The organism is Geodermatophilus sp. SYSU D00710 (genome assembly GCF_054050195.1).
On the sequence record NZ_JBJGYX010000057.1, the window covers coordinates 11874 to 32783 of the forward strand.

Sequence of the window (20910 nt, forward strand, 5' to 3'; positions counted from 1 at the left end):
CGAGAGGCGCCACGTGTCGACGACGCTACTGCCGGATGCGCCGGCCCCTGCCCCGTCGGTCTCGGCTCCTCAGCGCCGGCTGCGCTCGGTGGCGGCACTGGTGGCCGGCCTGCTCGGCGTCCTGCTGGCCGTGGCGTTGCCCTTGGCACCGGTCGTGGCCGACCGGACCGTGGTGACCTGGCCGTCGCAGGGGCAGGAGCCGGTCTCCACCACGGCGATGTTCGTGCCCTACCGTCCCGCCGAGTTGCACGCCGAGGTCTCCTGCGGCGCAGTGCAGGCCGCTCTGGCGGTCGGAGAGCGCACGACGGTGCTCGCGACGACGCTCGTCCGCGACCGGGGTCTGGCCACCGGCCTCGTCGTCGACACCGAGTCCGGACGGCTGCGGGTGACGGCCAACGGGCGCGTCGTCCAGACGACGTCGCCGGCCGGGACGGACTGCGGCGTCCGGATCGACGCGGACGACACCGCTCTCAGCGTCGCCGTCGGATCCGGTGCCCCCACGGTGCTCGCCGGCGAACCGGTGCCGGAGGTGTTCGCCTTCACCACCGACCTCCAGCCCGAGCAGGCCGAGGGGACGACGGTCACCGCCCGCACCCGCACGTGGTTCGAGAGCACCCCCAGCGGTGTCAAGACGGCGATGATCGGTGCGCACGTCCTCCTGATCGGACTGTCGCTGCTCCTGCTGTCCCGGTGGGGTGTCCGGCCCCGGCGCCGTGGAGGGGTACCTGCGGCCGGGCGCCGCCCCGGCCGCAGGTTCCGCCTGGCCTGGGACGCCACCGTGATGGCCGTCCTCTCGGTGTGGATCGTCATCGCGCCCAACACCGATGACGACGGTTACGCCTCGATGACGATCAGGAACGGCCTGGACAGCGGGGACATCGGGAACTACTACCACTGGTTCAACGCCTCCGAGGCCCCGTTCACGCTCGTGCAGCACGTCGTCCAGCCACTGGCGGCCATCTCGACCGCGCCGCTGTGGTTGCGGTTGCCGAGCTACGTGGCCGGGATCCTGACCTGGTTCGTAGTCAGTCGCGGCGTGCTCGGGACGGTGCTCCCGCAGTCGGTCCGCGGCCGCCTCGCGTCGGTGCTCGCGGGACTGGGTTTCCTGGCCTGGTGGCTGCCGTTCAACACCGGGGTGCGACCCGAGCCGTGGGTGGCACTGGGAGCGGTGAGCGTGCTGGCGCTCCTGCTGCGGGGGACCGCCCCCACGGCCCGCCGCCCGCTGCTGTACATCGGTACGGCCGCGCTGGTGGCCGGCGTGTCACTTTCCGTCACGCCGTCGGGCGTCATGGCCCTCGCGCCGGTGCTCGTGCTCCTCCCGCGCATCTGGCGGACGGTGCGGGGCCTCGACGACGCGTCGCGCGCCTCGTGGTGGACGACGGCGGGTGTGGCAGCGCTGCTCGCCTGCCTGGCCAGCAGCGGCCTGGTGGTGATGTTCGCCGACCAGTCCTGGCACGGTGTCGCGAAGGCCACCGAGCTGCACACGGCGATCGGGCCCAGCCTGGAGTGGTACGAGGAGGCCACGCGGTACTCGTTCCTGCTCGGCGGTGGAGGCCAGGGCACGGCCACCAAGAGGCTGGCAGTGCTCCTGACCATCGGGATGCTGCTGGTGGTCGTCCCGCTCCTCACCCGCCGGTTGCGCGTGCTGCGTCAGTTCCCCGAGGCCCACGTCCTCACGGCCTCGATGGCCCTGTGCTTTGCGCTCCTGTTCATCACGCCGTCGAAGTGGTCGCACCACTTCGGCTCGCTCGCGGGACTCGGCGCCTCGTTCCTCACCATGGCCTGCCTGATACTGGTGCAGGTCGTCCGTGCCCGGTCACGGGACCGGGTCACGGTGGTGACCGCTCTCGCCGGCACCGGTGTCCTGGCGCTGTTCACCGCACTGTCCTTCTCGGGTGCCAACACGTGGTTCCTGTACTCCAACCTGGGTGTGCCGTGGCGTGATGTCCCGGTCAGCCCCTTGGGCGTCCCGCTCGGCAACCCCGGGACGTGGCTGGTCCTCGCGGCCGTCGTGACGGCTGCCGCCCACCGGCTGTGGTCCCGGCGGACGGGTGGCAGCGACGTGTCCGTGGTGGTCGGTGCGCCGGCGGCGGTCGTGGCGGCAGCGCTCGCCGCGTCGGTCGCCGTGCTGCTCGTCGGGTTCACGGTGGCGCCGCTGCGCCAGGCGGAGGCAGGAAGCTACTCGCTCGCCGCGACGAACCTGGAGAGCCTGACCGGTTCGAGCTGCGGGATCACCGAGGAGGTCGACGTCCTGCTCGACGACCCCGCCGGACCGCTTCCGGCGGCTGCAGGCGACGTACCCACCGACGGCGAGTCCTCCGACGGCTTCGTGAGCGGCGGCGGCTACCTCCCGGCGTCCCCGCCGCCGGATGCCCCGGGCACGGGCGCGGCGACCTGGTCCTGGGGCAGCCTGGAGGGTGGCGAGCTCAACACCGGCACGCTGGTCAGCCGGTGGTTCACCGTGCCCGAGCTGACCGACGGCCAGGACGTGGCCGTGACCGCGTCCGGGCGGACCGGGGGCAGCAACACCCTGGAGCTCGAGTTCGGCCGCGCCGACGATGGCGGGTCCGACGTCACGACGCTGGCCCGGCGGGCCATCGGGGACGGAGCGGCCGACCAGCCCTCCTGGCGCCCCCTCGCCGTCCCCGCGACCGACGTCCCGGACGGCGCGGATCGTGTGCGGGTGCTCGCGACCGACGCGTCCACCGATGTCGGGGGCTGGCTGGCCGTCACCGGCCCGCGGGTGCGCACGACCGAGAGCCTGGGGAGCTTCCTCGCCGTCAGGGGGCCGGTGCTGCCGGACTGGCCGCTGTCCTGGCACGTGCCCTGCGTGCAGGATGTGCCGGTGGTGTCGGACGGCCTCGCGCAGACGCCCGGCGTCATCCTCGGTGCCCCCAGTGGCTATGCCGGCCTCGCTGCCATCGCCTATCTCCCGGGCCAAGGAGGCAGCTTCGCCGGGGTGTCCCTCGCCGATGCGCGGGAGATACCCAGCCGGATCGACGGTGCTCCCCAGGAGGACTGGGGTCGGGTGATCGTCCTCGACTACCCCATGGGGCGCGACCTGTACGACCGGGCGACCGACCAGGTCACCCTCTGGGGCTGGCAGGAGGACCGATGACCTGCGCCCTGCGTGCGGCCCACAGCCGGATCCCCGCCCGGAGGTGCGACCGCTGACCCGCTCCGGCCACTCGTCCCCCCGTGGGGAACCCGACGACCGGCCCTGTCCGACGACACCGAACACAACGAAAGGCCGCCATGGCGACCCCTGCCCTCGAACCCGACCACACCGCCGAGCGCCTGCTCCCGGTACCGGAGCTGGAGCCGCAGCAGCGACGACTGGTCTCCTACGTGCTCCCCGTCTACAACGAGGCGGACGGCATCCGGGCCTTCCACGACCGGCTCCTGGCGGCCTCGCGGACGCGACCGGACCTGGACTTCGAGTTCGTCTACGTGAACGACGGATCCCGCGACGGGTCGCTCGGGATCCTCGAGCAGATCGCGGCGTCCTGCGACCTCGTCAAGGTCGTCGACCTGTCGCGCAACTTCGGGCACCAGATGGCCATCACCGCCGGGCTCGACCACGCCCACGGTGACGCCGTCATCGTCATGGACACCGACCTGCAGGACCCGCCCGAGGTCAGCATGAAGCTCATCTCGGCGTGGGAGTCCGGCGCGCAGATCGTCTACGCGCAGCGGCGCACCCGCAAGGACACGCCGATGAAGCGGTTCACCGCGCATGCCTACTACCGGCTGCTGCACCGTTTCGCCGACATCGAGATCCCGGTGGACACGGGCGACTTCCGGCTCATGGACCGGGCGACCACCGACCTGCTGCGGGCGCACCGCGAGCGCAACCGCTTCGTGCGCGGGCTGGTGGCCTCCCTCGGGTTCAAGCAGACCGCCGTCCCCTTCGACCGGGACGAGCGGACCTCCGGCCAGACGAACTACCCCATGTCGAAGATGCTGCGTCTCGCTGCCGACGGCGTGACCAGCTTCTCCACGGTCCCGCTCAAGATGATCACCCGGCTCGGCGTCGTCACGGTGGTGCTCGCCCTGCTGGGGATCCTCTACGCCCTGGGGCTGCGCCTCTTCTTCCCCGACGTGTCGGTCCCCGGCTGGACCCTCCTCATGATCATGGTCCTGTTCCTGGGCGGCGTGCAGATGCTGTCGCTGGGCGTGATCGGCTCCTACGTGGGCCGCATCTACACCGAGGTCCAGGGACGCCCGCTCTACATGGTGCAGAAGGTGGTGGGACATGACCATGACGGAGAGCAGGTCCGCGGGGACCGCGCGTGAGCTCTGGGGTCGCTACCGGAGCTTCGTCCTCTACCAGCTGATCGGCGTCTCGGGCGTCCTGCTCGACCTGGTCCTGTTCCTGGTCCTCTACAACGTCCTCGGCCTCCACGAGCAGGTCGCGACCGCGGTCAGCACGTCGGCCGGGATCACCAACAACTTCCTGCTCAACAGTTACCTGAACTTCCGCAAGCGCGACGGGATGCTGCGCCGCTTCGCGCGCTTCTACTCGGTCGGACTGCTCGGCATCGGCCTCGTGGCGGTGCTGCTCCTGGTCTTCCACTCCTGGCTGGGGGTGGACGCCAACATCGTCAAGATCGCGTCCATGCCGGTCGTCGCGGTCTCTCAGTTCTTCCTGAACAAGAAATGGAGCTTCTCGTGAAGATCGGCATCATCGGCGCGGGCGCCACGGGGCTGACCGCCGCGTATGACCTCGTCAAGGACGGTCACGACGTCACCCTCCTCGAGGGTGCCGACGAGATCGGCGGCCTGGCCGGCTCGATCCTCGTGCAGGGCACCCCGGTCGAGCGCTTCTACCACCACATCTTCGAGTCCGACAAGGCGATGATCTCCCTCGTCGAGGAGCTCGGGCTCGGGTCGAAGCTGAGGTTCCACTCGACGACGACCGGCATCTTCCACGACGACGCCCTGCACGACTTCTCCACGCCGGTGGAGATGCTCAAGTTCGCGCCCCTGTCGGTGCTCGACCGGGTGCGGTTCGGGGCGTCGTCGGCAGCGCTCAAGCTCATCCGCAACGGCGAGCGCCTCAACGACCGGCGCGCGTTGGCCTGGGTGCGGCGCTGGGCGGGCCGCCGGGCCGCCGAGGTCATCTGGGAGCCGCTGCTGGCCGGCAAGTTCGGCTCGCGGGCGCCGGAGATCTCGATGGCGTGGCTCTGGGCCCGCATCCACTTCCGCACGTTCAAGCTCGGCTACATGGACGGCGGTTTCCACCAGGTCTACACGGCGCTGCTGCAGGCGGTCGAGGAGCGCGGCGGGAAGATCGAGACCGGCAAGCGCCTCACCTCGATCCGCCAGCCCGACCCGGCCGGGCCGGTCGAGGTCCGTACGCAGGACGGCGCCCTGTACGAGTACGACAAGGTGCTCGTCACCGTGCCCCAGCCGGCGTTCGCCGAGGCGACCGGCGCCGCGGCCGACGACGTCCTGCAGCGCGCGGAGTACCTCGGCGCGACCTGCTTCGTTCTCGAGTGCGACCGCAGCGTCATCCCGTACTACTGGCTCAACGTGAACGACCCGTCGTTCCCCTTCCTGGCGGTCGTCGAGCACACGAACATGGTGCCGTCGTCGCAGTACGGCGGCCGGCACGTCCTCTACGTCGGCAACTACGTCCCGCGGGACGACTGGCGCTACACGACCGACCCGGCGGAGCTGCTCGAGCGCTACGAGCCGTGGCTCAAGCGCCTCAACCCCGACTTCGAGCTCTCGTGGGTCAAGGACTGGCACTTCTCCCGGGCCGGGTTCGCCCAGCCGGTCGTCACCCCTGACTACCGGGCGTCGATCCCCCCGCACGAGACCTCGATGCCGGGCGTCGTGCTCGCCACCATGTCGCAGATCTACCCGCAGGACCGCGGGCAGAGCTACGCGGTGCAGATGGCGCGCGAGGTGGTGCAGCGCTACTTCCGCTGACCGGTCCGCCCGTCGGCGTCCCACGGCGGCCCGTCCCCTCCCGGGGCGGGCCGCCGTGGCGTCTCGCGCCACGGGATGCCCGCGGTTGCCCTGCCACCGGGCTGACCGGTCAGGAGCCTCCGGTGACGCGGCCGGCGAGGCAGGTGAACAACTCCTCGTGCGCATCGAGCACGGCCGGCAGCGAGTAGCGGGCGCGGGCAGCCTCCCGGCCCCGCGTGCGGTCGAGGGGCGAGGCGGCCAGCCGCCGCAGTCCGGCCGTGATCCCGGGGACGTCACGCGGGGCCACGACGGTGCCGAACCCGGTCTCCTGCACCGGCACCCGCACCCCGGGCAGGTCGCTGGCGAGGACCGGGACGCCGGCCAGCATCGCCTCGACCTGGACGATGCCGAACGCCTCGAACGCGTTGACCGACGGCAACGCGAACACGTCGAGTGAGGCGTACAGGTCGGCCAGGTCCTCTTCCGGGACGAAACCGAGCAGACGCACCCGGGCGTCGTCGCCGATCGCCGCCCGGACCCGGGCGACGACCGAGCCGCCCGCCACGTCGTCGAAGCCGCCGCCGATGAGCAACCGGGCGTCGGGGTCCTCGAGCGCCCGGAACGCTCGGACCAGGTACTCCAGGCCCTTCTCCTCGACGATGCGGCCCACGAAGCCCACGTGAGTGCCCGTCGTCTCGCGGAACCGCGGCCGACCGGCGCGCCGCTCGTGGCACGGAGGCGGGATGACCGTCGTCCGCCCGGCCATGGCCGGCCACAGCCGGCTGGACCGGGCGTAGTCGTCGCTGGTCACCACGACCGCGTCGGCCCGGGTCAGCGCCCGGCGGCTGGCTGTGTCCACCACGGCGGTCTGCACGCGGTTGACGGCGCCGGCCGGCAGGCTGACGTCGCAGTGGTAGGTCGTGACGACGGGGGAGGCCAGCCGGCCGGCCAGCAGGGCCGCCTCGGGCATGGGCAGGTGCAGGTTCGTCACCGCCGCAGAGCGGGCGGCCCGACGGATCCGAGCGACCAGGGAGGGGGCGACCACGCCCCTGCCCAGGCGAACGACGACCGGGGCGCGCTCCACCGTGACGCCGGCGAGGACCTCGGAGGCGGGCAGTGCCGGGTCGTGCCGGCTGGTGACCACCGTCACCCGGTGGCCCCTGGCGGCCAGTCCCTCGGCGACGTCACGCGCCACGTTGGTCAGCCCGCTGACGTAGGGCGCGTAGTAGTCCAGCGCCACCACCAGGTCCAGCCGGTCGCTCACCGCACCCCTCCCGTCGACCCGGCCCGCACGGCGGCGGCCGCACCGGCCCGCGCCCTCCCGCGGGACAGCACCACGATGCACCAGGCCAGTGCCACCCCCGACCCGGCCGTGAACGCCCACCCCGCCGCCGCGGTGGCGCCCGGGACGGTCAGCGCGACGACAGCGGCCACGGTCAGCCCTGCTGCCCACGCCAGCGCGCTGTCGCGGTGCCGCCCGGCGGCCACGACGGCCTGGGCGGCCACGAGCAGCGCCAGGTGGACGACGCTGCCCGCGGCCAGGACCGCCACGTCGGCCGCCGCAGGGTCGTAGCGCGCGCCGAAGACCAACGCCACCACCGGCGGGCCCGCCAGGGCGCCCGCGACCGCCGCCGCGCCGGCCAGTCCGGCGACCGCGGCCAGCAGCCGACGCACCAGCCGCACCCGGGTGGCGGCCGGCGCCGAGGTGGCGTCGACCAGCGCGGGCAGCAGGGCCCCCTGCAGCGGGACCGCCACGAACAGCGGCAGCCGCACGAGGGTGAAGGCCGCGACGAAGGCGGCCGCCGCCGTGCGCTCGGCGGAGCCGGCGGTCACCAGGACCGGCGCGGCGTTCAGCAACGCCTGGGCGCACAGCGTGCCGGCCAGCAGGTGCGCCAGGGCCCCCGGCAGCAGGCGCGGCCCGTCGTGGGTGCGCGGCCCACGGCGCCGCAGCTGCCACGCCAGCAACGGCAGGTGCGCCAGTGTCAGCGCCACCACCAGCGTCCACCCGAGGGCCGCCGTGCCGGCCGGCGAGGCGAACAGCACGACGAGCCCGGCGGCGAGCACCCGCAGCACCGCGTCGACCAGCATCACCCCGCCGTACCGCCCGTAGCCGCCGGTGCCGACCAGCAACCCGCGCAGCACGAACTGCCCGGCGGACACGACGCAGACCGCCGCGAGGGCGGCGACCAGGCCAGGCGAACCCAGCACCGGCAGCAGCACCGGCGCTGCCGCGGCGATGGCGACCAGGCCGGTCAGCATCAGCACGGCGGCCGCCCGCAGCGTCCCGCGCGGTGGCCCGTGACCCGGCCCGAGGTGCACCAGCCGGGCCGTCTCGGTCTCCAGCGGCAGGAACAGACCGAAGCCGACCAGCAGCGACAGCGACCAGAAGGTGCCGAACCCGGCGTACTCCCCGGCCGGCAGGGCCCGCGCCACCAGCGCCAGGTAGACGTAGACGAGGACGCCGGAGGCGACGACGCACAGCGCCACCCAGCTCAACGACGGCAGGAGCCCGCGCCGCCCGGCGCGGGCCGGGGTCGGGTCCCGTCCGGGCGCTGGCACGCGCCGACGCTAGCGGTCCGGGGAGGCCGGGGCGCGAGAGGGCGACGCGACCGGGGCCTCGGGTGTTGACTGACCGCGAGCAGCAGTCGACGGACGGGAGGCGGCGTGGACCTCGTCGCACAGGAGCGGCCGGTCCCCGTGTCGGAGGAGCCGCCACCCCGGCGCCGTGGTCCCTCGCGCGTGGGGGTCCTGGCCGCGCTGGTCGCCGTCCTCGGGGCCGTCCTGCTGCCGCTGGCCCCGGTCCGGATGAGCACGCCGACCGTGACCTGGCCGCAGGACCCGACCCGGCCGCAGTCGACGATGCTCGAGCTGACCAGCCAGAAGCCGCTGGCGCTGGAGGTCGGCTTCGGCTGCGCCGCGGTGCGGGCCGCCGCCGATGTCCCCGGCGGCGTCGTGTTCTCCACCATCGTCCCGGAGCACCCCGCGGCCCGGACCGACGGCCTGCTGGTGACCTCGGCCGAGGGCCGGCTGCGGGTGCTCCACCGCGGTGACGTGCTGCTCGACGAGCCCGTCCGGCCCGGGGACTGCACCTACCGGGTGGCCGGTGGTGCCGATGGGCTGACGGTGGAGCGGGACGGCGACCGGCTGGCGGAGGCCGACCCGCCGGAGGGCGGGGCGCTGCCGCCCGACGTCGACGTCCTCGCCACCGGCCTCGCCACGCTCCCCGACGGCGACCTGCGGGTCACCCTCACCGTCGACGACCAGTTCGACACCACCCCGGCGCCGGCCAAGCAGATCCTCGTCACGCTGGTGCTGGTGGCCGCCGTCGTCGCACTGCTCGCGCTGCGGGCGGCCGACCGGCGCCGCGGCCCGTCGCCCGGGCGGGGCGAGCAGGGGCCGGCCGAGGAGCCGCGCGCCGGTCCTCCCGCGCGTGCGGCCCGCTGGGCCGGCGTCGCGGTGGACCTCGCCGTCGTCGTGACGGCGGTGCTCTGGCTGTTCCTCGCGCCGACGTCCGACGACGACGGCTACTACGCCGCGATGGCCCGCAACGCCCAGGAGAGCGGTTTCGTCGGCAACTACTACCAGCTGCTCAACCAGTCGTTCACACCGTTCACCTGGTCCTACCGGCTGCTGGGCTGGTGGCAGGAGGTCTCGGACGCGCCGGTGGTGCTGCGCCTGCCGTCCCTCGTTGCGGGCCTGCTGACCTGGGTCCTCCTACGGCGGCTGCTCGCCCACCCCGGTGCCCTGCCGGCAGCCGTGGCCGCACGCGCCTGGGGCCCGGTCGCGGCCCGGCTGCTGCTCGCCGCGGCATTCCTCGCCTGGTGGCTGCCCTATGGCGTGGGCGTGCGGCCCGAGGCGGTGGTCGGCGTGCTCGCCCTGGCCACGCTGGCGGCGGTCGCCGCGGCCCTGCGCACCGGCCGGCTGCTGCCGCTGGGCCTCGCCGTCGGGACGGCGGCGCTGGCGGTGGCCTGCCACCCGACCGGCTTCGTCGCCCTCGCGCCGCTGGTGGCGGCCCTGCCACGGCTGGTCCCGCTCCTGGCGCGTGGGTACGGGCGGGCGGAGGTGGCCGGCCGCACGCTGCTGGTCTGCGCGCCCGGGGCCTTCGCCGTCCTCGCGGCCTTCGCCGACGGCTCGCTCAACGACTTCCGCCGCGGCCAGGAGATCTTCCTGTCCATCCAGCGGCAGGACTCCTGGTACGACGAGTGGCGGCGCTACGCCTTCCTGCTCGACGAGGTCCCGATGGGCTCCTACGCCCGGCGGACGGCGGTGTTGGCCGGGATCGCCGCCCTGCTGTGGTTCGCCGTCCTGCTCGCCGCCGCGCGCGCCCGGGACGTCCGGGTGCCGCCCACGCTGCTGCTGTCCGGCGGCTCGCTGGGCGCCGCCCTCCTGCTGCTGTGGTTCACCCCGAGCAAGTGGTCGCACCACTTCGGGGCGCTGTCCGGGCTGGGGCCGCTGTTCCTCGCGTTGTTCCTCGTGGCCGTCCCCGGCCTCGTCCGCGCCGTGACCCGGGACCGCCCGGCCTCCCCGGCGGTGCCGGTGCTCGCCGTCGGCTCGGCGGTCGTCGTCGCCGCCCTGGCGATGCGCGGACCCAACAGCTGGCCCTACACGTGGCTGCCGGGGCTGCCCAACGCCGGCGAGTCGCCGTCGGTCGGCCCGGTGGTGCTGGGCAGCCCGCTCACCTGGGGGGTGGTCGCCGTCGCGCTGCTGGCCGGGGCCGTGCTGCTGCGGCGGTCCGGCCGGCGGGTCGGGTCGCCGTGGGCGGTCACCGTGCCGGCCCTGGCGCTGGTCCTGCTGCTCACCTCGGTCGGGTACCTGGTCGGCGGGTTCGCGCTCGCGAGCCTCCGCACGCTGGACACCTGGTCGCCGGGGGCCGCCGCGCTCACCGACCCCCTCGCCGGCGACTGCGGCGCCGCCGAGGGCATCGACGTCCTGGACGTCACCGCTGCCCGGCCGGTGCAGCCCGTCCCCGGGGGCCCGCCCTCGGAGGGCGGCAGCGACTTCGTCGAGGGCGGGGGCTGGTTCCCGCCGGGGCCGCCACCGCCCGAGCCGGGGCAGGGGATCGCCTCACTGGCCTGGGGCAGCCTGACCGACCCCGACCGCGAGGACACGACCGGCACCCAGGTCACGCCGTGGTTCCCGCTGCCCACCCTCGCCGAGGGCGACGTGGCGGCCGTGCTGGCCGCCGGCCGGCTCGGCGGCGGGAACGCGCTGCGCGTGGAGTACGCGGTGCCGGCCGGAGACGGGCAGCCCCGGGTGGTGCGCACCCAGGAGCTCACCGACCTGCTGGACTCCCCGCGCTGGCGCACGTTCGTCCTGGACGTCGGAGGCGGCCGTGCCGACGGTGCCGGGCTGCTCCGGCTGGTCGCCGAGGACCGCAGTCTCGGCCGCGGCGGCTGGCTGGCGTTCACCGGTCCGGCGCTGGCGCCGTGGGTGGGGCTGACCGGGTACCTCCCGCCCGGCGACCCGGTGGCCGTGGCCTGGCAGATCTCCTTCCTCTTCCCGTGCCAGCGGCAGCCGGTCGTGCGCTCGGGCATCACCGAGCCGGCCGCGCACGGCATCGTGTGGCGGCCGGACGGGGACACCGACGGACTGGCCGACAACACCTGGCGGCTGTCCCGCGGTGGTCTGTTCGCCCCGGTCGAGCGCACCTCGTCGGTCACCGAGCTCGGTGTCGCGCTGCGCGGGACGCCCGAGGTCCGCCAGGTGCAGGTCCTGCGCTTCCAGGCGCCCTACCCCCGTCAGGCCTACGGTCTGGAGCGTTCCCGGGTCACCCGGCCGGGCTGGGCCGGCCCCGCCGCGGACTGACCGGTCCGTCCCGCGGCGACGAGGGGATTGCCCGCCCGCGCTTTCCCGGGGAGGCTCGCGGTGCATGTCCCGCCCCGAGGACGGCCGCGCGGGCCGCCCGGTACGCACCGGCACTGCCGGGGGAGGTCGGATGGACGTCGAGGACCACCGGCTGGTGCAGCACGCGTCCGGGGTCTCCTTCACCCGCAACCTCGCCGCGGACGTCCGCGAGGCGGGCGGCGGAGCCTCGCCGCAGGCGGCGGTGGTCACGCGGACGGCCCGGAGCATCGCGGCCGGCCTGGGCCGGACCATGCGGCCGCGGCAGTGGGTCAAGAACCTGCTGGTCTTCGCCGCGCCGCTGGCCTCGGGCACGGTGTTCCGGCTCGACGTCCTGGCCGCCACCGTGCTGGCCTTCGCGCTCTTCTGCGCCGCCGCGAGCGGCCTGTACCTGCTCAACGACGTCCGCGACGCCGAGGCCGACCGACGACACCCCGTCAAGCGCCACCGTGCGGTGGCCCGCGGCGTGGTCCCCGTCCGGGTCGCCGTCGTCGCGGGCGTCGTCCTGCTGACGGCTGCGCTGGGAACGGCGGCGGTGCTCGCCCGGCCGGCACTGACCGCGGTGCTGGGCGCCTACGTGGCCATCTCCCTGGCCTACAGCCTCGCGCTCAAGGACCAGCCGGTGGTCGACCTCGCCTGTGTCGCGTCCGGCTTCGTCCTGCGCGGGGTGGCCGGGGGCGCCGCCGCCGGCATCGCCCTGTCCCAGTGGTTCATCCTGGTGTCGGCCTTCGGTGCGCTGTTCATGGTCGCGGGCAAGCGCTACGCCGAGCTGCTGGCGGTGGGGGAGCGGTCGGACACCCGGCGCAGCCTGCGCGAGTACTCCGCGAGCTATCTGCGGTTCGTCTGGAGCCTGTCGGCCGGCGTGGCCTGCACGACCTACGGCCTGTGGGCCTTCGAGATGCGCAGCGACAGCAGCATCCCCTGGACCACCATCTCCGTCGCCCCGTTCGTCCTGGCGCTGCTGCGCTACGCCGTCGACGTCGACCGGGGTAGCACCGGTGCTCCGGAGGAGGTCGTGCTCCGCGACCGCGGGCTGCTGCTGCTCGGCGTCGTCTGGGCCGTGACCGTCTGCCTCGGCGTCCTCACCGGCTGACCCGGCGATCAGTCGAGCAGGCGGGAGACCGCGGTCAGTCGCGAGTCACCGGCCATCGAGGCCAGCCACGCCGACCAGCCCGGCCGCCGCCGCATCGCGGCGAGGGCCGCGCGGGCGGCCGCCCGGTCGCCCCGGCGGGAGGCGGCCAGCGCGGCGTAGAGGTCGCGGGCACCCTCGGGGGCGAACAGCGCCAGGGTCTCGTAGTCGCGCTCGTCGTAGGCCCGTTGGAGGTTGCGCAGCATCCGCAGCTGGGCCACCGGGTCACCGGAGTCGTCGACCCGCAGGTCCATCCGCACGCCGTCGTCCTCCTCCGACGCCGGCTCCCCGCTCACCACCAGCAGCGCCGCCGACTGCCGCCCCCGCAGGTCGCCGCCGGCGTCCTGGCCGGCGGTGAGCGCGGCCAGCAACCGGTCGGCCAGCCCGCCCTCGTCGGCCTGGTAGGCCGCGGCCATCGCCGGCAGCACCTCCGGCGAGGCGAGCATGTTGCCCTGCACGCTCCACCCGTCGCCGACCAGGTGGCCGCTGACCGGGAACGAGCCGGGCCCGGTGTCGGCGGCGACGGCGCCGTCGGGCGCGAGCACGGCGATCTGCCGGTCCACGTCCTCGGCGGCGTGCGCGGCCCGGCGCACCAGCACCTCCGGCGCCGTGCCCTCGGCCAGGCCGCCGAGCAGCACCTGGCCGAGGCCGCGCGGGCTGCGCGCCTGCACCGCGACGACGCCGACGCCGGGCCGGACGCCGGGCACGGCGCGGCCGACGGCGAGGATGCAGGAGGAGACGGCGATGCCCATCTCCCCGGTGACCGGGTCGCGGGCGACGACCGAGAACGTCACCGGGGGCGGGCGGGGGTGCTCAGACGGTCGCCGGCAGCGCCATCGTCGGGACGTCGCCGGGGACGGTCAGCGGGGCGCCGGTCTTCTCGACCACCTCGTCGGGGGTCACGCCGGGGGCGACCTCGCGGAGCACGAAGCCCCCGGGCGTGACGTCGACGACGGCGAGGTCGGTGACCACGCGGTCCACGCAGCCCTTGCCGGTCAGCGGCAGCGAGCACTCCTCGACCAGCTTCGGCGACCCGTCCCGGGCGACGTGCTCCATCATGATCACCACGCGGCGGGCGCCGTGGACGAGGTCCATCGCCCCGCCCATGCCGTTCACCATCTTCCCGGGGATCAGCCAGTTGGCGAGGTCGCCGCGGGGGTTGACCTGCATGGCGCCGAGGATGGCGAGGTCGAGGTGCTTGCCGCGGATCATCCCGAAGCTGGTGGCCGAGTCGAAGAAGCTCGCGCCCGGCAGGATCGTGACCGTCTCCTTCCCGGCGTTGATGAGGTCGGGGTCCTCCTCGCCCTCGACGGGGTAGGGCCCGACGCCGAGGACGCCGTTCTCCGAGTGCAGCACCACGTGCACGCCGTCGGGGACGTGGTTGGGCACCAGGGTCGGCATGCCGATGCCGAGGTTGACGTAGGCGCCGTCCTCGAGCTCCTGGGCGACGCGGGCGGCGAGCTGGTCGCGGGTCAGGGTCACGCGGTCTCCTCGGTGGCCTCCTCGCCGGCGGCGGCGAGGGGCGCGTCGTCGGTGCCGGCGGCCGGCCGGGGACGGGTGGTGCGGCGCTCGATCCTCTTGCCCTCCGGGCCGACGACGACCACCCGGTCGACGAAGACGCCGGGCAGGTGCACGTGCTCGGGGCGGATCTCGCCGGGCTCGACGAGCTCCTCGACCTCGGCGATCGTGATCCGCCCGGCCATGCCGGCGAGCGGGTTGAAGTTCATCGCCGACTCGTGGAAGACCAGGTTGCCGTGCCGGTCGCCGACCGCGGCGCGGACCAGGCCGAAGTCGGCGGTCAGCGCGGTCTCGAGCACGTACTCGACGCCGTCGAAGACGCGGGTCTCCTTGGGCGCGCTGGTCTCGACGACGTTCCCGCCGGCGTCGTAGCGGACCGGGATGCCGCCGTCGGCGACCATCGTGCCCACGCCGGTGGGCGTGTAGAAGGCGGGGATGCCGGCCCCGCCGGCGCGCAGCCGCTCGGCCAGCGTGCCCTGCGGGGTCAGCTCGACCTCCAGCTCGCCGGACAGGTACAGGCGGGCGAGCTCCTTGTTGCCGCCGACGAACGAGCTGATCGTGCGGCGGATCCGGCCGGCGTAGAGCAGCACGCCCAGCGCCTGGTCGTCGACCCCGCAGTTGTTGGAGATCGTCACCAGGTCCCGCGCGCCCTGCTCGAGCAGCGCGTCGATCAACCGGATCGGCACGCCGCACAGGCCGAACCCACCGACGGCGAGCACGGCGCCGTCGGTGATGTCGGCCACCGCCTCCCGCGTGCTCGCGACGACCTTGTCCATCAGGCGACCCCGTCCATCAGCTGACCACCGTCTCTCCCGGCGCGGCGGGCCGGCCGCCTCAGGCGGGCCGGCCCAGCTCGCGGATGCCCTCGATCCGGACGCCGAGCGTAGCGGTGACCCGCTCGGCCTCCGCCCGGCCGCGCAGCGTGACGGGATCGGTGTCCCGGCACAGCACCAGGGAGGCGCCGGCGGCCAGCGGCGCCAGCAGCCAGGCCACGGGGCCGGCCTCCGCGGCGGTCCGCTCGTCGACCAGCAGCCGGTCCCCGGCCGCGATCCCCAGCCGCCCGGCGAGCTCCCCGGCGGCGGCCGCGAGCCCGCCGAGGGTCAGCTGCAGACCGCCGGCGGACAGGCCGGGGGAGTCCGGGTCCGGGGGGACGTACGGGGTGAAGACGTCGCCGTGGCCGCGCACCTCGAGCGCGAAGTCGCGGGCGGGCCCGGCGTACCCGGCCATGCCCAGGCCCAGCGGGTGCAGCGACAGGCCGAGCAGGTCGGGCAGGTCCTGCTCCTCCAGCGGGGCGAGCCGGTCCTGGGCGGCGAGGACGACGTCGGCGGCGTCCAGGCTGCCGTCGTCCTCGGCGGCGGTGTCGAGCACCGCGGCGCCGCAACTCCAGACCCCGAGCAGCACTGCGGCGGTCTGCCAGTGCACCGGCAGCACGACGGCCACGGTGCTGCCCGGACCGACGTCGAACTCGTCCTGCAGCAGGTTCGCCGTCTTGGCCACCCAGTTCGCCAAGGTGGTGGCCGACAGTTCCACGCGCTCGCCCGTGGCGTCGCCGTAGGAGGTGACCAGGGGAGCGGAGGGATCGTGCCGCAGCACCCCGGCGAGCAGGTCCGACGGGGTCCTCGGCGCAGGGCTCATGCCCTCAGCCTCTCAGCCGACCGGGGTCAGAAGCGGCTCCGTCCCGGATCCGCGCTCAGGTTGGCTCGATGGGGGGTCGCGGTGAGCTGACCGACGCAGCCCGGGCGCGGATCGGACCGCTGCTGCCGGCAACCGGTGGCCGGGGCGGACGGTCGCGTGTTTCCGTCAGTGGTCAACGCCGTCCTCTGGCAGACGCGCACCGGCGCACCGTGGCGGGACCTGCCTGAGCGGTACGGGCCGTTGCAGACTGCTCACGAGCGGCTGCGCAGATGGACCGCCGATGGCACCTGGGACCGGATCCTGGCCGAGGTGATCGTCGAAGACGACGCCGTCGGAGCCGTGGAGTGGACCTCCAGCATCGACTCCAGCTCCGTCCGAGCCCACCAGCACGCCGCCGGAGCCCGGAAGGGGGGCGCCACCGCGTGGATCGAGGACCTCGCCCTCGACGGCGAGGCGCTCGGACGCTCCCGCGGCGGACTGACCTCCGAGCTCCCCTGACCGTGGACGGCCGCGGGCTGCCGATGGCGATCCGGCTGACCGCCGAGCTGGCGCACAGCCATCCGCAGCTGCTGCCGCTGCACGACAGCGTCGCAGTCGCCCGCCTGCGCCTGCTCATCCGCGTAGCCGTCCGCGGGTGGTGGCCGGCAAGGCCTACTCCCATCCCTCGACCCGGGCCGCGCCGTGGACCCGGAGCACCACCTGCACCGGCCCCGAGCCCATCGATCGGATCGCACGGCGCGAGGCCAGAGCTCCGCCGGCAGGCGCCCTTCGGCTTCGACCCCGAGGTCTACGCCAGGCGTGACGTCGAGCGCTGCTTCGCCCGGCTGGAGCAGTGCCGGACCCTGGCCACCCGCTACGCCGAACGAGCCGCCCACCACCGGGCCATCCTGATCATCGCCGCCCCGTCATGTCGCCACGCGAGGATCCGCCGGACAGGCTCTAGTGGATGCAGGTGGTGTCGGCCGCGGTCCGGGGCTCCTCGGTCGAGGCCGCAGACCCTGCGGTCGCCGCGGGCGGGGTCGTGGCTTGGCCGATGCCGTTGAAGTCCTCGCCGAGCACGAGCTGGACGGTGCCCGCGGCGGCGTCGTCGGACGCCTCGACGCGGGCGCCGGGGACCTGCGCGGCCAGCGTGGCCGCGGCCGCCTCCTCGCCGGCGGCGTGCCGGACCACCGTCTGTGCGTAGTCGCTGCTGTCGGCGTTGCCGGTGCTGGTCACCGTGAATCCGGTGGCCTCGAGGTCGGCCTTGGCGTCCGCGGCCAGGCCGGCGATCCCGGAGCCGTTGTAGACCGCGACCGAGATCTCCGACGGTGCCACGGTGGCCGGCGCCGCCGGGGTCTGCGCGGCGGGCGCCTCGGGCTCGGCGGACAGTTCGGCGAAGAACCGGTGTAGCGCGTCCTCGTCGGCCAGCTCGAGGATCGAGCGGCCCTGGTCGTCCCGTCCGTCGCCGACGATCGGCACGGTCTGGAACTCGATGCTGCCGGCGGTGACCGACTGCATCTGCTGGGCCAGCTCGAGCAGCTCGAGGTCCTGGTCGATGGTGAGCGACTCCGACGCCGCCTGCACCAGCGACCGCTGCTTGCCCAGGTCGAGGAGCACCTCATCGGAGAGGACCTTGCGCAGCACACCGCTGAGGAAGACCTGCTGGCGGACGATGCGGTCGAGGTCGCCGCGGGGCAGGCCGTGCCGCTGCCGGACGAAGGCAAGCGCCTCGGCGCCCGAGATCGTCTGCTCTCCGGCCGGGAAGACCGCGCCGGAGAAGCCCGAGTCGTCGACGGGCTCGCACAGGTTGACGGTGACCCCGCCGACCACGCTGGTCAGCTCGAAGAAGCCGAGCAGGTCCACCTCGGCGTAGTGGTCGATCTGGAGGCCGGTGAGCTGACTGATCGTGCGCACCAGCAGCCGCGCACCGCCGGCCTGCTTGTCGGCGTCGGAGGCCGACTCGTCGACCTCGGAGTAGCCGTAGGCGTAGGCGGCGTTGAGCTTGTCCATGCCGTAGCCGGGGATCTGCACGTACGAGTCGCGGGGGAAGGAGACGAACGAGGCGCGCGACCCGTCGGCGGGGACGTGCACCAGGATCATCGTGTCGGTGTTGATGCCGGAGTCCGCGCCGGCGGTGAGCTCGGCGAGCTGCTCCGGGGTGAGCGCGGCGCGGCTGTCGTTGCCGACCAGCAGCAGGTTCATCGCCTCGGGCGCGCCGCCGGTGTCGGCGTTGCCGTCGGTCGGGATCGCGTCGGTGCGGTTGACCGTCGCCTCCGCGATCCGGCCCAGGTACCAGCCCCAGCCGCTGCCGGCCAGCAGGACCACCGAGAGCACGGCGGCAGCGGTGCGCGCGGCGACGGCGGCCCGGCGGCCTCCGCCGTGACCCGGCGTCCCGGTCTCCTGGTCCGCCTGCCGGCGGGCCGCGTCGGCGGACCCGCTGCGCGCGCGGGCGGGACGGCCGGCGCGCGGGTCGAGCCGCGCCGGGATCGGTCGTCCCGGAGCGCCCCCGTGCTCGTTGCGGTCTCGGCTCACGCGGCCGAGATTAGGTGCGGGAGGAGCGCCGCACGGGCACGCGACACGGCGGACCGCTCCGTCTCCCCGCGGTGCCCGCCTGTCCTGCACCGGCTGCCCGCCCTGTCGCCCATCGTCCCTGCCGGAACAGGCGTCACACGGCACGGCGCCGGCACCCGCGCATCGGCGCAGTCGCGATCGCCACGCGGTGGTCGTTCGTGACCGTCCCGGCGAGTGACACGTGGAGCGCCAGCACCGCTGCAGTCGCTCTCTCCTCCCGCGTGGCATCCCAGCCGCGAGCCGTCACGAGACGTAATTTCAGGGTCACCGAGGGCTGCTGACGATCTGTCGGTGCCTCGGCACAGAGCACACGCCGATGACCGGCCGCACCGCCGGTCGCCCTGGGGAGATCGTCATGTCCCGTGCCGCCCGGCGGCGCCGGCCACTCATCGCCGTCAGCCTCGCGTTCGTCGTCCTGGGGGGCGCCGGCGCGGCTGTCGTGGCGTCCCGGACCGGTGACGCCCGATCCACCGACTCGTCCCTCGCCGGCCCGTCGGCCCCGGCCGGCACGCCGTCGACACCGGTCACCGGGGACGCCGCCGGATCCGCTGCGGCCACGTCGGCGCCGGTCGCCTCCGGCGCTGGCACGCACAGCTCCGGCGACGCGCTCCCGGACACCGACCTCCCGGACACCGGGCAGCCGGCCACAGTTGCCGTGACCACGACGTACTCCGGTTGGGACCCCTCGGCGTCGGCCGTGGTCACCGGCGGGTTCGTCGGCGACCTGATCGAGGAAGGTGGCACTTGCTCGCTCGTCCTGAGCCGCGACGGCGTCGTGCTCACCGGGGAGTCGACCGCCACCCCCGACGCCAGCTCGACCAGCTGTGGTGAGGTGCGCGTCACCGGCGCCCAGTTGACCCCGGGTCCCTGGGAGGGCGTGCTCCGGTACTCCTCGCCGGACACGGCCGGTGAGTCCGCCCCGTTCTCGGTGGTGGTCCCGTGAGGTTCCGCTCGCGGCTGCTCTTCGCCGGCCTCTGCGTTCTCGGGCTGGGCCTCGTGACCGCGGTCGTCTCCCTGCCCCGGCCGAGCGACCTGCGCGAGTCGGCGAACCTGTCACTGTTCGACCCGGGCCACATCATCAGCGACGGCGTCTTCTACGACTCCTCGACGATGAGCGTCGAGGACATCCAGACGTTCCTGAACAGCAAGGGTGCCAACTGCAGCGGCTCCACGTGCCTGAGGAGCTACCGGCAGGACACGGCCGGCCATGCCGCCGATGGGTACTGCAACGGCTACCAGGGCGCCGGGCAGGAGACGGCGGCGGTGATCGTCCACAAAGTCGCGCGGTCGTGCGGGATCAACCCGCAGGTCCTGCTGGTCACCCTGCAGAAGGAGCAGGGGCTCATCACCTCGAGCGGTCCGTCGACGACCGTCCTCCGCAAGGCCATGGGGTACGGCTGTCCAGACACCCCGGAGGGCTGCGACGCCCAGTACTACGGCTTCCAGAACCAGGTGTACATGGCGGCACGCCAGTTCAAGCTCTACCAGGCCCGTCCGACACGCTACGGCTATCGGGCCGGACTGACCAACACGATCGCGTACTACCCGAACAACCCCGGCTGCGGCAGCGCCCAGGTCTACATCCAGAACCAGGCGACCGCAGGCCTGTACAACTACACGCCCTACGTGCCCAACAAGGCGTCGCTCGACGCCGGTTACGGCGGGGGTGACGGTTGCTCGTCGTACGGCAACCGGAACTTCTACAACTACTTCACCGATTGGTTCGGCTCCACCCAGAGCAACGGCCCCACTGCCGTGTCCGAGAAGTACCAGGCGTTGCGCGCCGCGGGGATGGACATCGGTGCGCGCGTGTCGGACGTGCGCTGCGACCTGCCCGGCGGGGGCTGCCTGGGCAGCTACAGCGACGGGGCCACCGCCAGCGGCATCTACTGGTCGAAGTACACCGGCGCCCATGTGGTCAGGGGTGAGAACCTCGAGCGGTACCGGGACCTCGGCGGCCCGGGCGGTCCGCTCGGCTACCCCACGGGTGACGAGACCGCGGCACCGTGGAACACCGGCTTCTGGGTCGACTTCCAGCACGGGTCGATCTACTGGTCGGGTGGAACCGGAGCGTGGGAGGTCCGCGGCGAGCTGCTCGCCAGGTGGCGGTCCCTCGGCGCTCAGGCCGGCTCCCTCGGCTACCCCACCGGGGGCAACACGGCCACGGCCAACGAGGGCTTCAGCAGCGACTTCCAGTACGGCTCGCTGTACTGGTCCTCGGCGACCGGGGTGAAGGTGGTGCGGGGCGAGATCCTGAAGGCCTACCGGGCTGCCGGTGGTCCGGGGGTGCTGGGCTATCCGACGGCCGATGAGGGGCCCAC

The 20910-nt window shown here is 74.0% G+C and carries 15 protein-coding genes and 1 pseudogene; 9 read left to right on the forward strand and 7 right to left on the reverse strand.

Annotated features, from left to right (window positions below; all coding sequences use genetic code 11):
• Nucleotides 1–88: 88 nt before the first annotated feature.
• From ACI78U_RS20190 to ACI78U_RS20205, 4 genes are all read left to right on the forward strand, one after another.
• Nucleotides 89–3118, forward strand: a complete 3030-nt coding sequence (locus ACI78U_RS20190) for an arabinosyltransferase domain-containing protein (RefSeq protein ID WP_456877179.1) — start codon at nucleotides 89–91, stop codon at nucleotides 3116–3118.
• Between the two features lie 137 nt (nucleotides 3119–3255).
• Nucleotides 3256–4296, forward strand: a complete 1041-nt coding sequence (locus ACI78U_RS20195) for a glycosyltransferase family 2 protein (protein WP_456877180.1) — start codon at nucleotides 3256–3258, stop codon at nucleotides 4294–4296.
• Nucleotides 4256–4675, forward strand: coding sequence for a GtrA family protein (locus ACI78U_RS20200; protein WP_456877181.1), 420 nt, complete (start codon nucleotides 4256–4258; stop codon nucleotides 4673–4675). Before ACI78U_RS20195 ends, ACI78U_RS20200 begins: the two co-directional genes overlap by 41 nt.
• On the forward strand, nucleotides 4672–5937 hold the full coding sequence (locus ACI78U_RS20205; protein ID WP_456877182.1) for an NAD(P)/FAD-dependent oxidoreductase: 1266 nt from the start codon (nucleotides 4672–4674) through the stop codon (nucleotides 5935–5937). The genes ACI78U_RS20200 and ACI78U_RS20205 overlap by 4 nt, the downstream gene beginning before the upstream one ends.
• A gap of 109 nt (nucleotides 5938–6046) precedes the next feature.
• On the opposite strand, the gene ACI78U_RS20210 is transcribed toward ACI78U_RS20205, so the two are convergent.
• A complete protein-coding gene (locus ACI78U_RS20210) occupies nucleotides 6047–7180 on the reverse strand; it encodes a glycosyltransferase family 4 protein (RefSeq protein ID WP_456877183.1) in 1134 nt (377 codons plus the stop codon).
• On the reverse strand, nucleotides 7177–8475 hold the full coding sequence (locus ACI78U_RS20215) for a hypothetical protein (RefSeq protein WP_456877184.1): 1299 nt from the start codon (nucleotides 8473–8475) through the stop codon (nucleotides 7177–7179). The genes ACI78U_RS20210 and ACI78U_RS20215 overlap by 4 nt, the downstream gene beginning before the upstream one ends.
• Nucleotides 8476–8580: 105 nt before the next feature.
• On the opposite strand from ACI78U_RS20215, the gene ACI78U_RS20220 reads away from it, so the two are divergent.
• Complete coding sequence (locus tag ACI78U_RS20220; RefSeq protein ID WP_456877185.1) at nucleotides 8581–11721, forward strand: arabinosyltransferase domain-containing protein; 3141 nt, start codon at nucleotides 8581–8583, stop codon at nucleotides 11719–11721.
• Nucleotides 11722–11851: 130 nt separating this feature from the next.
• Nucleotides 11852–12850 (forward strand): decaprenyl-phosphate phosphoribosyltransferase, encoded by a 999-nt coding sequence (locus ACI78U_RS20225; RefSeq protein WP_456877186.1) that lies wholly within the window; start codon nucleotides 11852–11854, stop codon nucleotides 12848–12850.
• 8 nt (nucleotides 12851–12858) lie between these two features.
• Here the strand turns inward: ACI78U_RS20225 and ACI78U_RS20230 are convergent, their stop codons facing one another.
• From ACI78U_RS20230 to ACI78U_RS20245, 4 genes are read right to left on the reverse strand one after another with little or no spacing between them, the layout of a single operon-like run.
• Nucleotides 12859–13680: a DUF1028 domain-containing protein gene (locus ACI78U_RS20230; RefSeq protein WP_456877187.1), complete on the reverse strand. Its 822-nt coding sequence runs from the start codon at nucleotides 13678–13680 to the stop codon at nucleotides 12859–12861.
• Nucleotides 13681–13699: 19 nt separating this feature from the next.
• Nucleotides 13700–14368, reverse strand: a complete 669-nt coding sequence (locus tag ACI78U_RS20235) for a CoA transferase subunit B (protein ID WP_456877188.1) — start codon at nucleotides 14366–14368, stop codon at nucleotides 13700–13702.
• The gene (locus ACI78U_RS20240) at nucleotides 14365–15180 is read right to left on the reverse strand and encodes a CoA transferase subunit A (RefSeq protein WP_456877189.1); all 816 of its coding nucleotides are present in this window, start codon (nucleotides 15178–15180) and stop codon (nucleotides 14365–14367) included. The genes ACI78U_RS20235 and ACI78U_RS20240 overlap by 4 nt, the downstream gene beginning before the upstream one ends.
• Nucleotides 15181–15238: 58 nt before the next feature.
• Nucleotides 15239–16039: a TIGR03089 family protein gene (locus tag ACI78U_RS20245; protein WP_456877190.1), complete on the reverse strand. Its 801-nt coding sequence runs from the start codon at nucleotides 16037–16039 to the stop codon at nucleotides 15239–15241.
• Between the two features lie 68 nt (nucleotides 16040–16107).
• On the opposite strand from ACI78U_RS20245, the pseudogene ACI78U_RS20250 reads away from it, so the two are divergent.
• Nucleotides 16108–16938 (forward strand): annotated as a pseudogene (locus ACI78U_RS20250) (IS5 family transposase); the annotation flags it as partial.
• Nucleotides 16939–16978: 40 nt separating this feature from the next.
• Here ACI78U_RS20250 and ACI78U_RS20255 read toward each other — a convergent pair.
• The gene (locus tag ACI78U_RS20255; protein WP_456877191.1) at nucleotides 16979–18550 is read right to left on the reverse strand and encodes an LCP family protein; all 1572 of its coding nucleotides are present in this window, start codon (nucleotides 18548–18550) and stop codon (nucleotides 16979–16981) included.
• Between the two features lie 394 nt (nucleotides 18551–18944).
• On the opposite strand from ACI78U_RS20255, the gene ACI78U_RS20260 reads away from it, so the two are divergent.
• Both ACI78U_RS20260 and ACI78U_RS20265 read left to right on the forward strand, forming a co-directional pair.
• Entirely contained in the window at nucleotides 18945–19532 is a 588-nt protein-coding gene (locus tag ACI78U_RS20260; RefSeq protein WP_456877192.1) for a hypothetical protein, read from the forward strand.
• The coding region (locus ACI78U_RS20265) for an LGFP repeat-containing protein (protein ID WP_456877193.1) at nucleotides 19529–20910 on the forward strand (1382 nt) is incomplete at its 3' end. The genes ACI78U_RS20260 and ACI78U_RS20265, both read left to right, overlap by 4 nt.

What these genes read in the sequence shown, in the direction of transcription:
- ACI78U_RS20195 (WP_456877180.1), top strand. Translation starts at nt 3,256, where the DNA reads ATGGCGACCCCTGCCCTCGAACCCGACCACACCGCCGAGCGCCTGCTC.
- ACI78U_RS20200 (WP_456877181.1), top strand. Translation starts at nt 4,256, where the DNA reads ATGACCATGACGGAGAGCAGGTCCGCGGGGACCGCGCGTGAGCTCTGG.
- ACI78U_RS20225 (WP_456877186.1), top strand. Translation starts at nt 11,852, where the DNA reads ATGGACGTCGAGGACCACCGGCTGGTGCAGCACGCGTCCGGGGTCTCC.
- ACI78U_RS20240 (WP_456877189.1), bottom strand. Translation starts at nt 15,180, where the DNA reads ATGGACAAGGTCGTCGCGAGCACGCGGGAGGCGGTGGCCGACATCACC.
- ACI78U_RS20245 (WP_456877190.1), bottom strand. Translation starts at nt 16,039, where the DNA reads ATGAGCCCTGCGCCGAGGACCCCGTCGGACCTGCTCGCCGGGGTGCTG.
- ACI78U_RS20260 (WP_456877192.1), top strand. Translation starts at nt 18,945, where the DNA reads ATGTCCCGTGCCGCCCGGCGGCGCCGGCCACTCATCGCCGTCAGCCTC.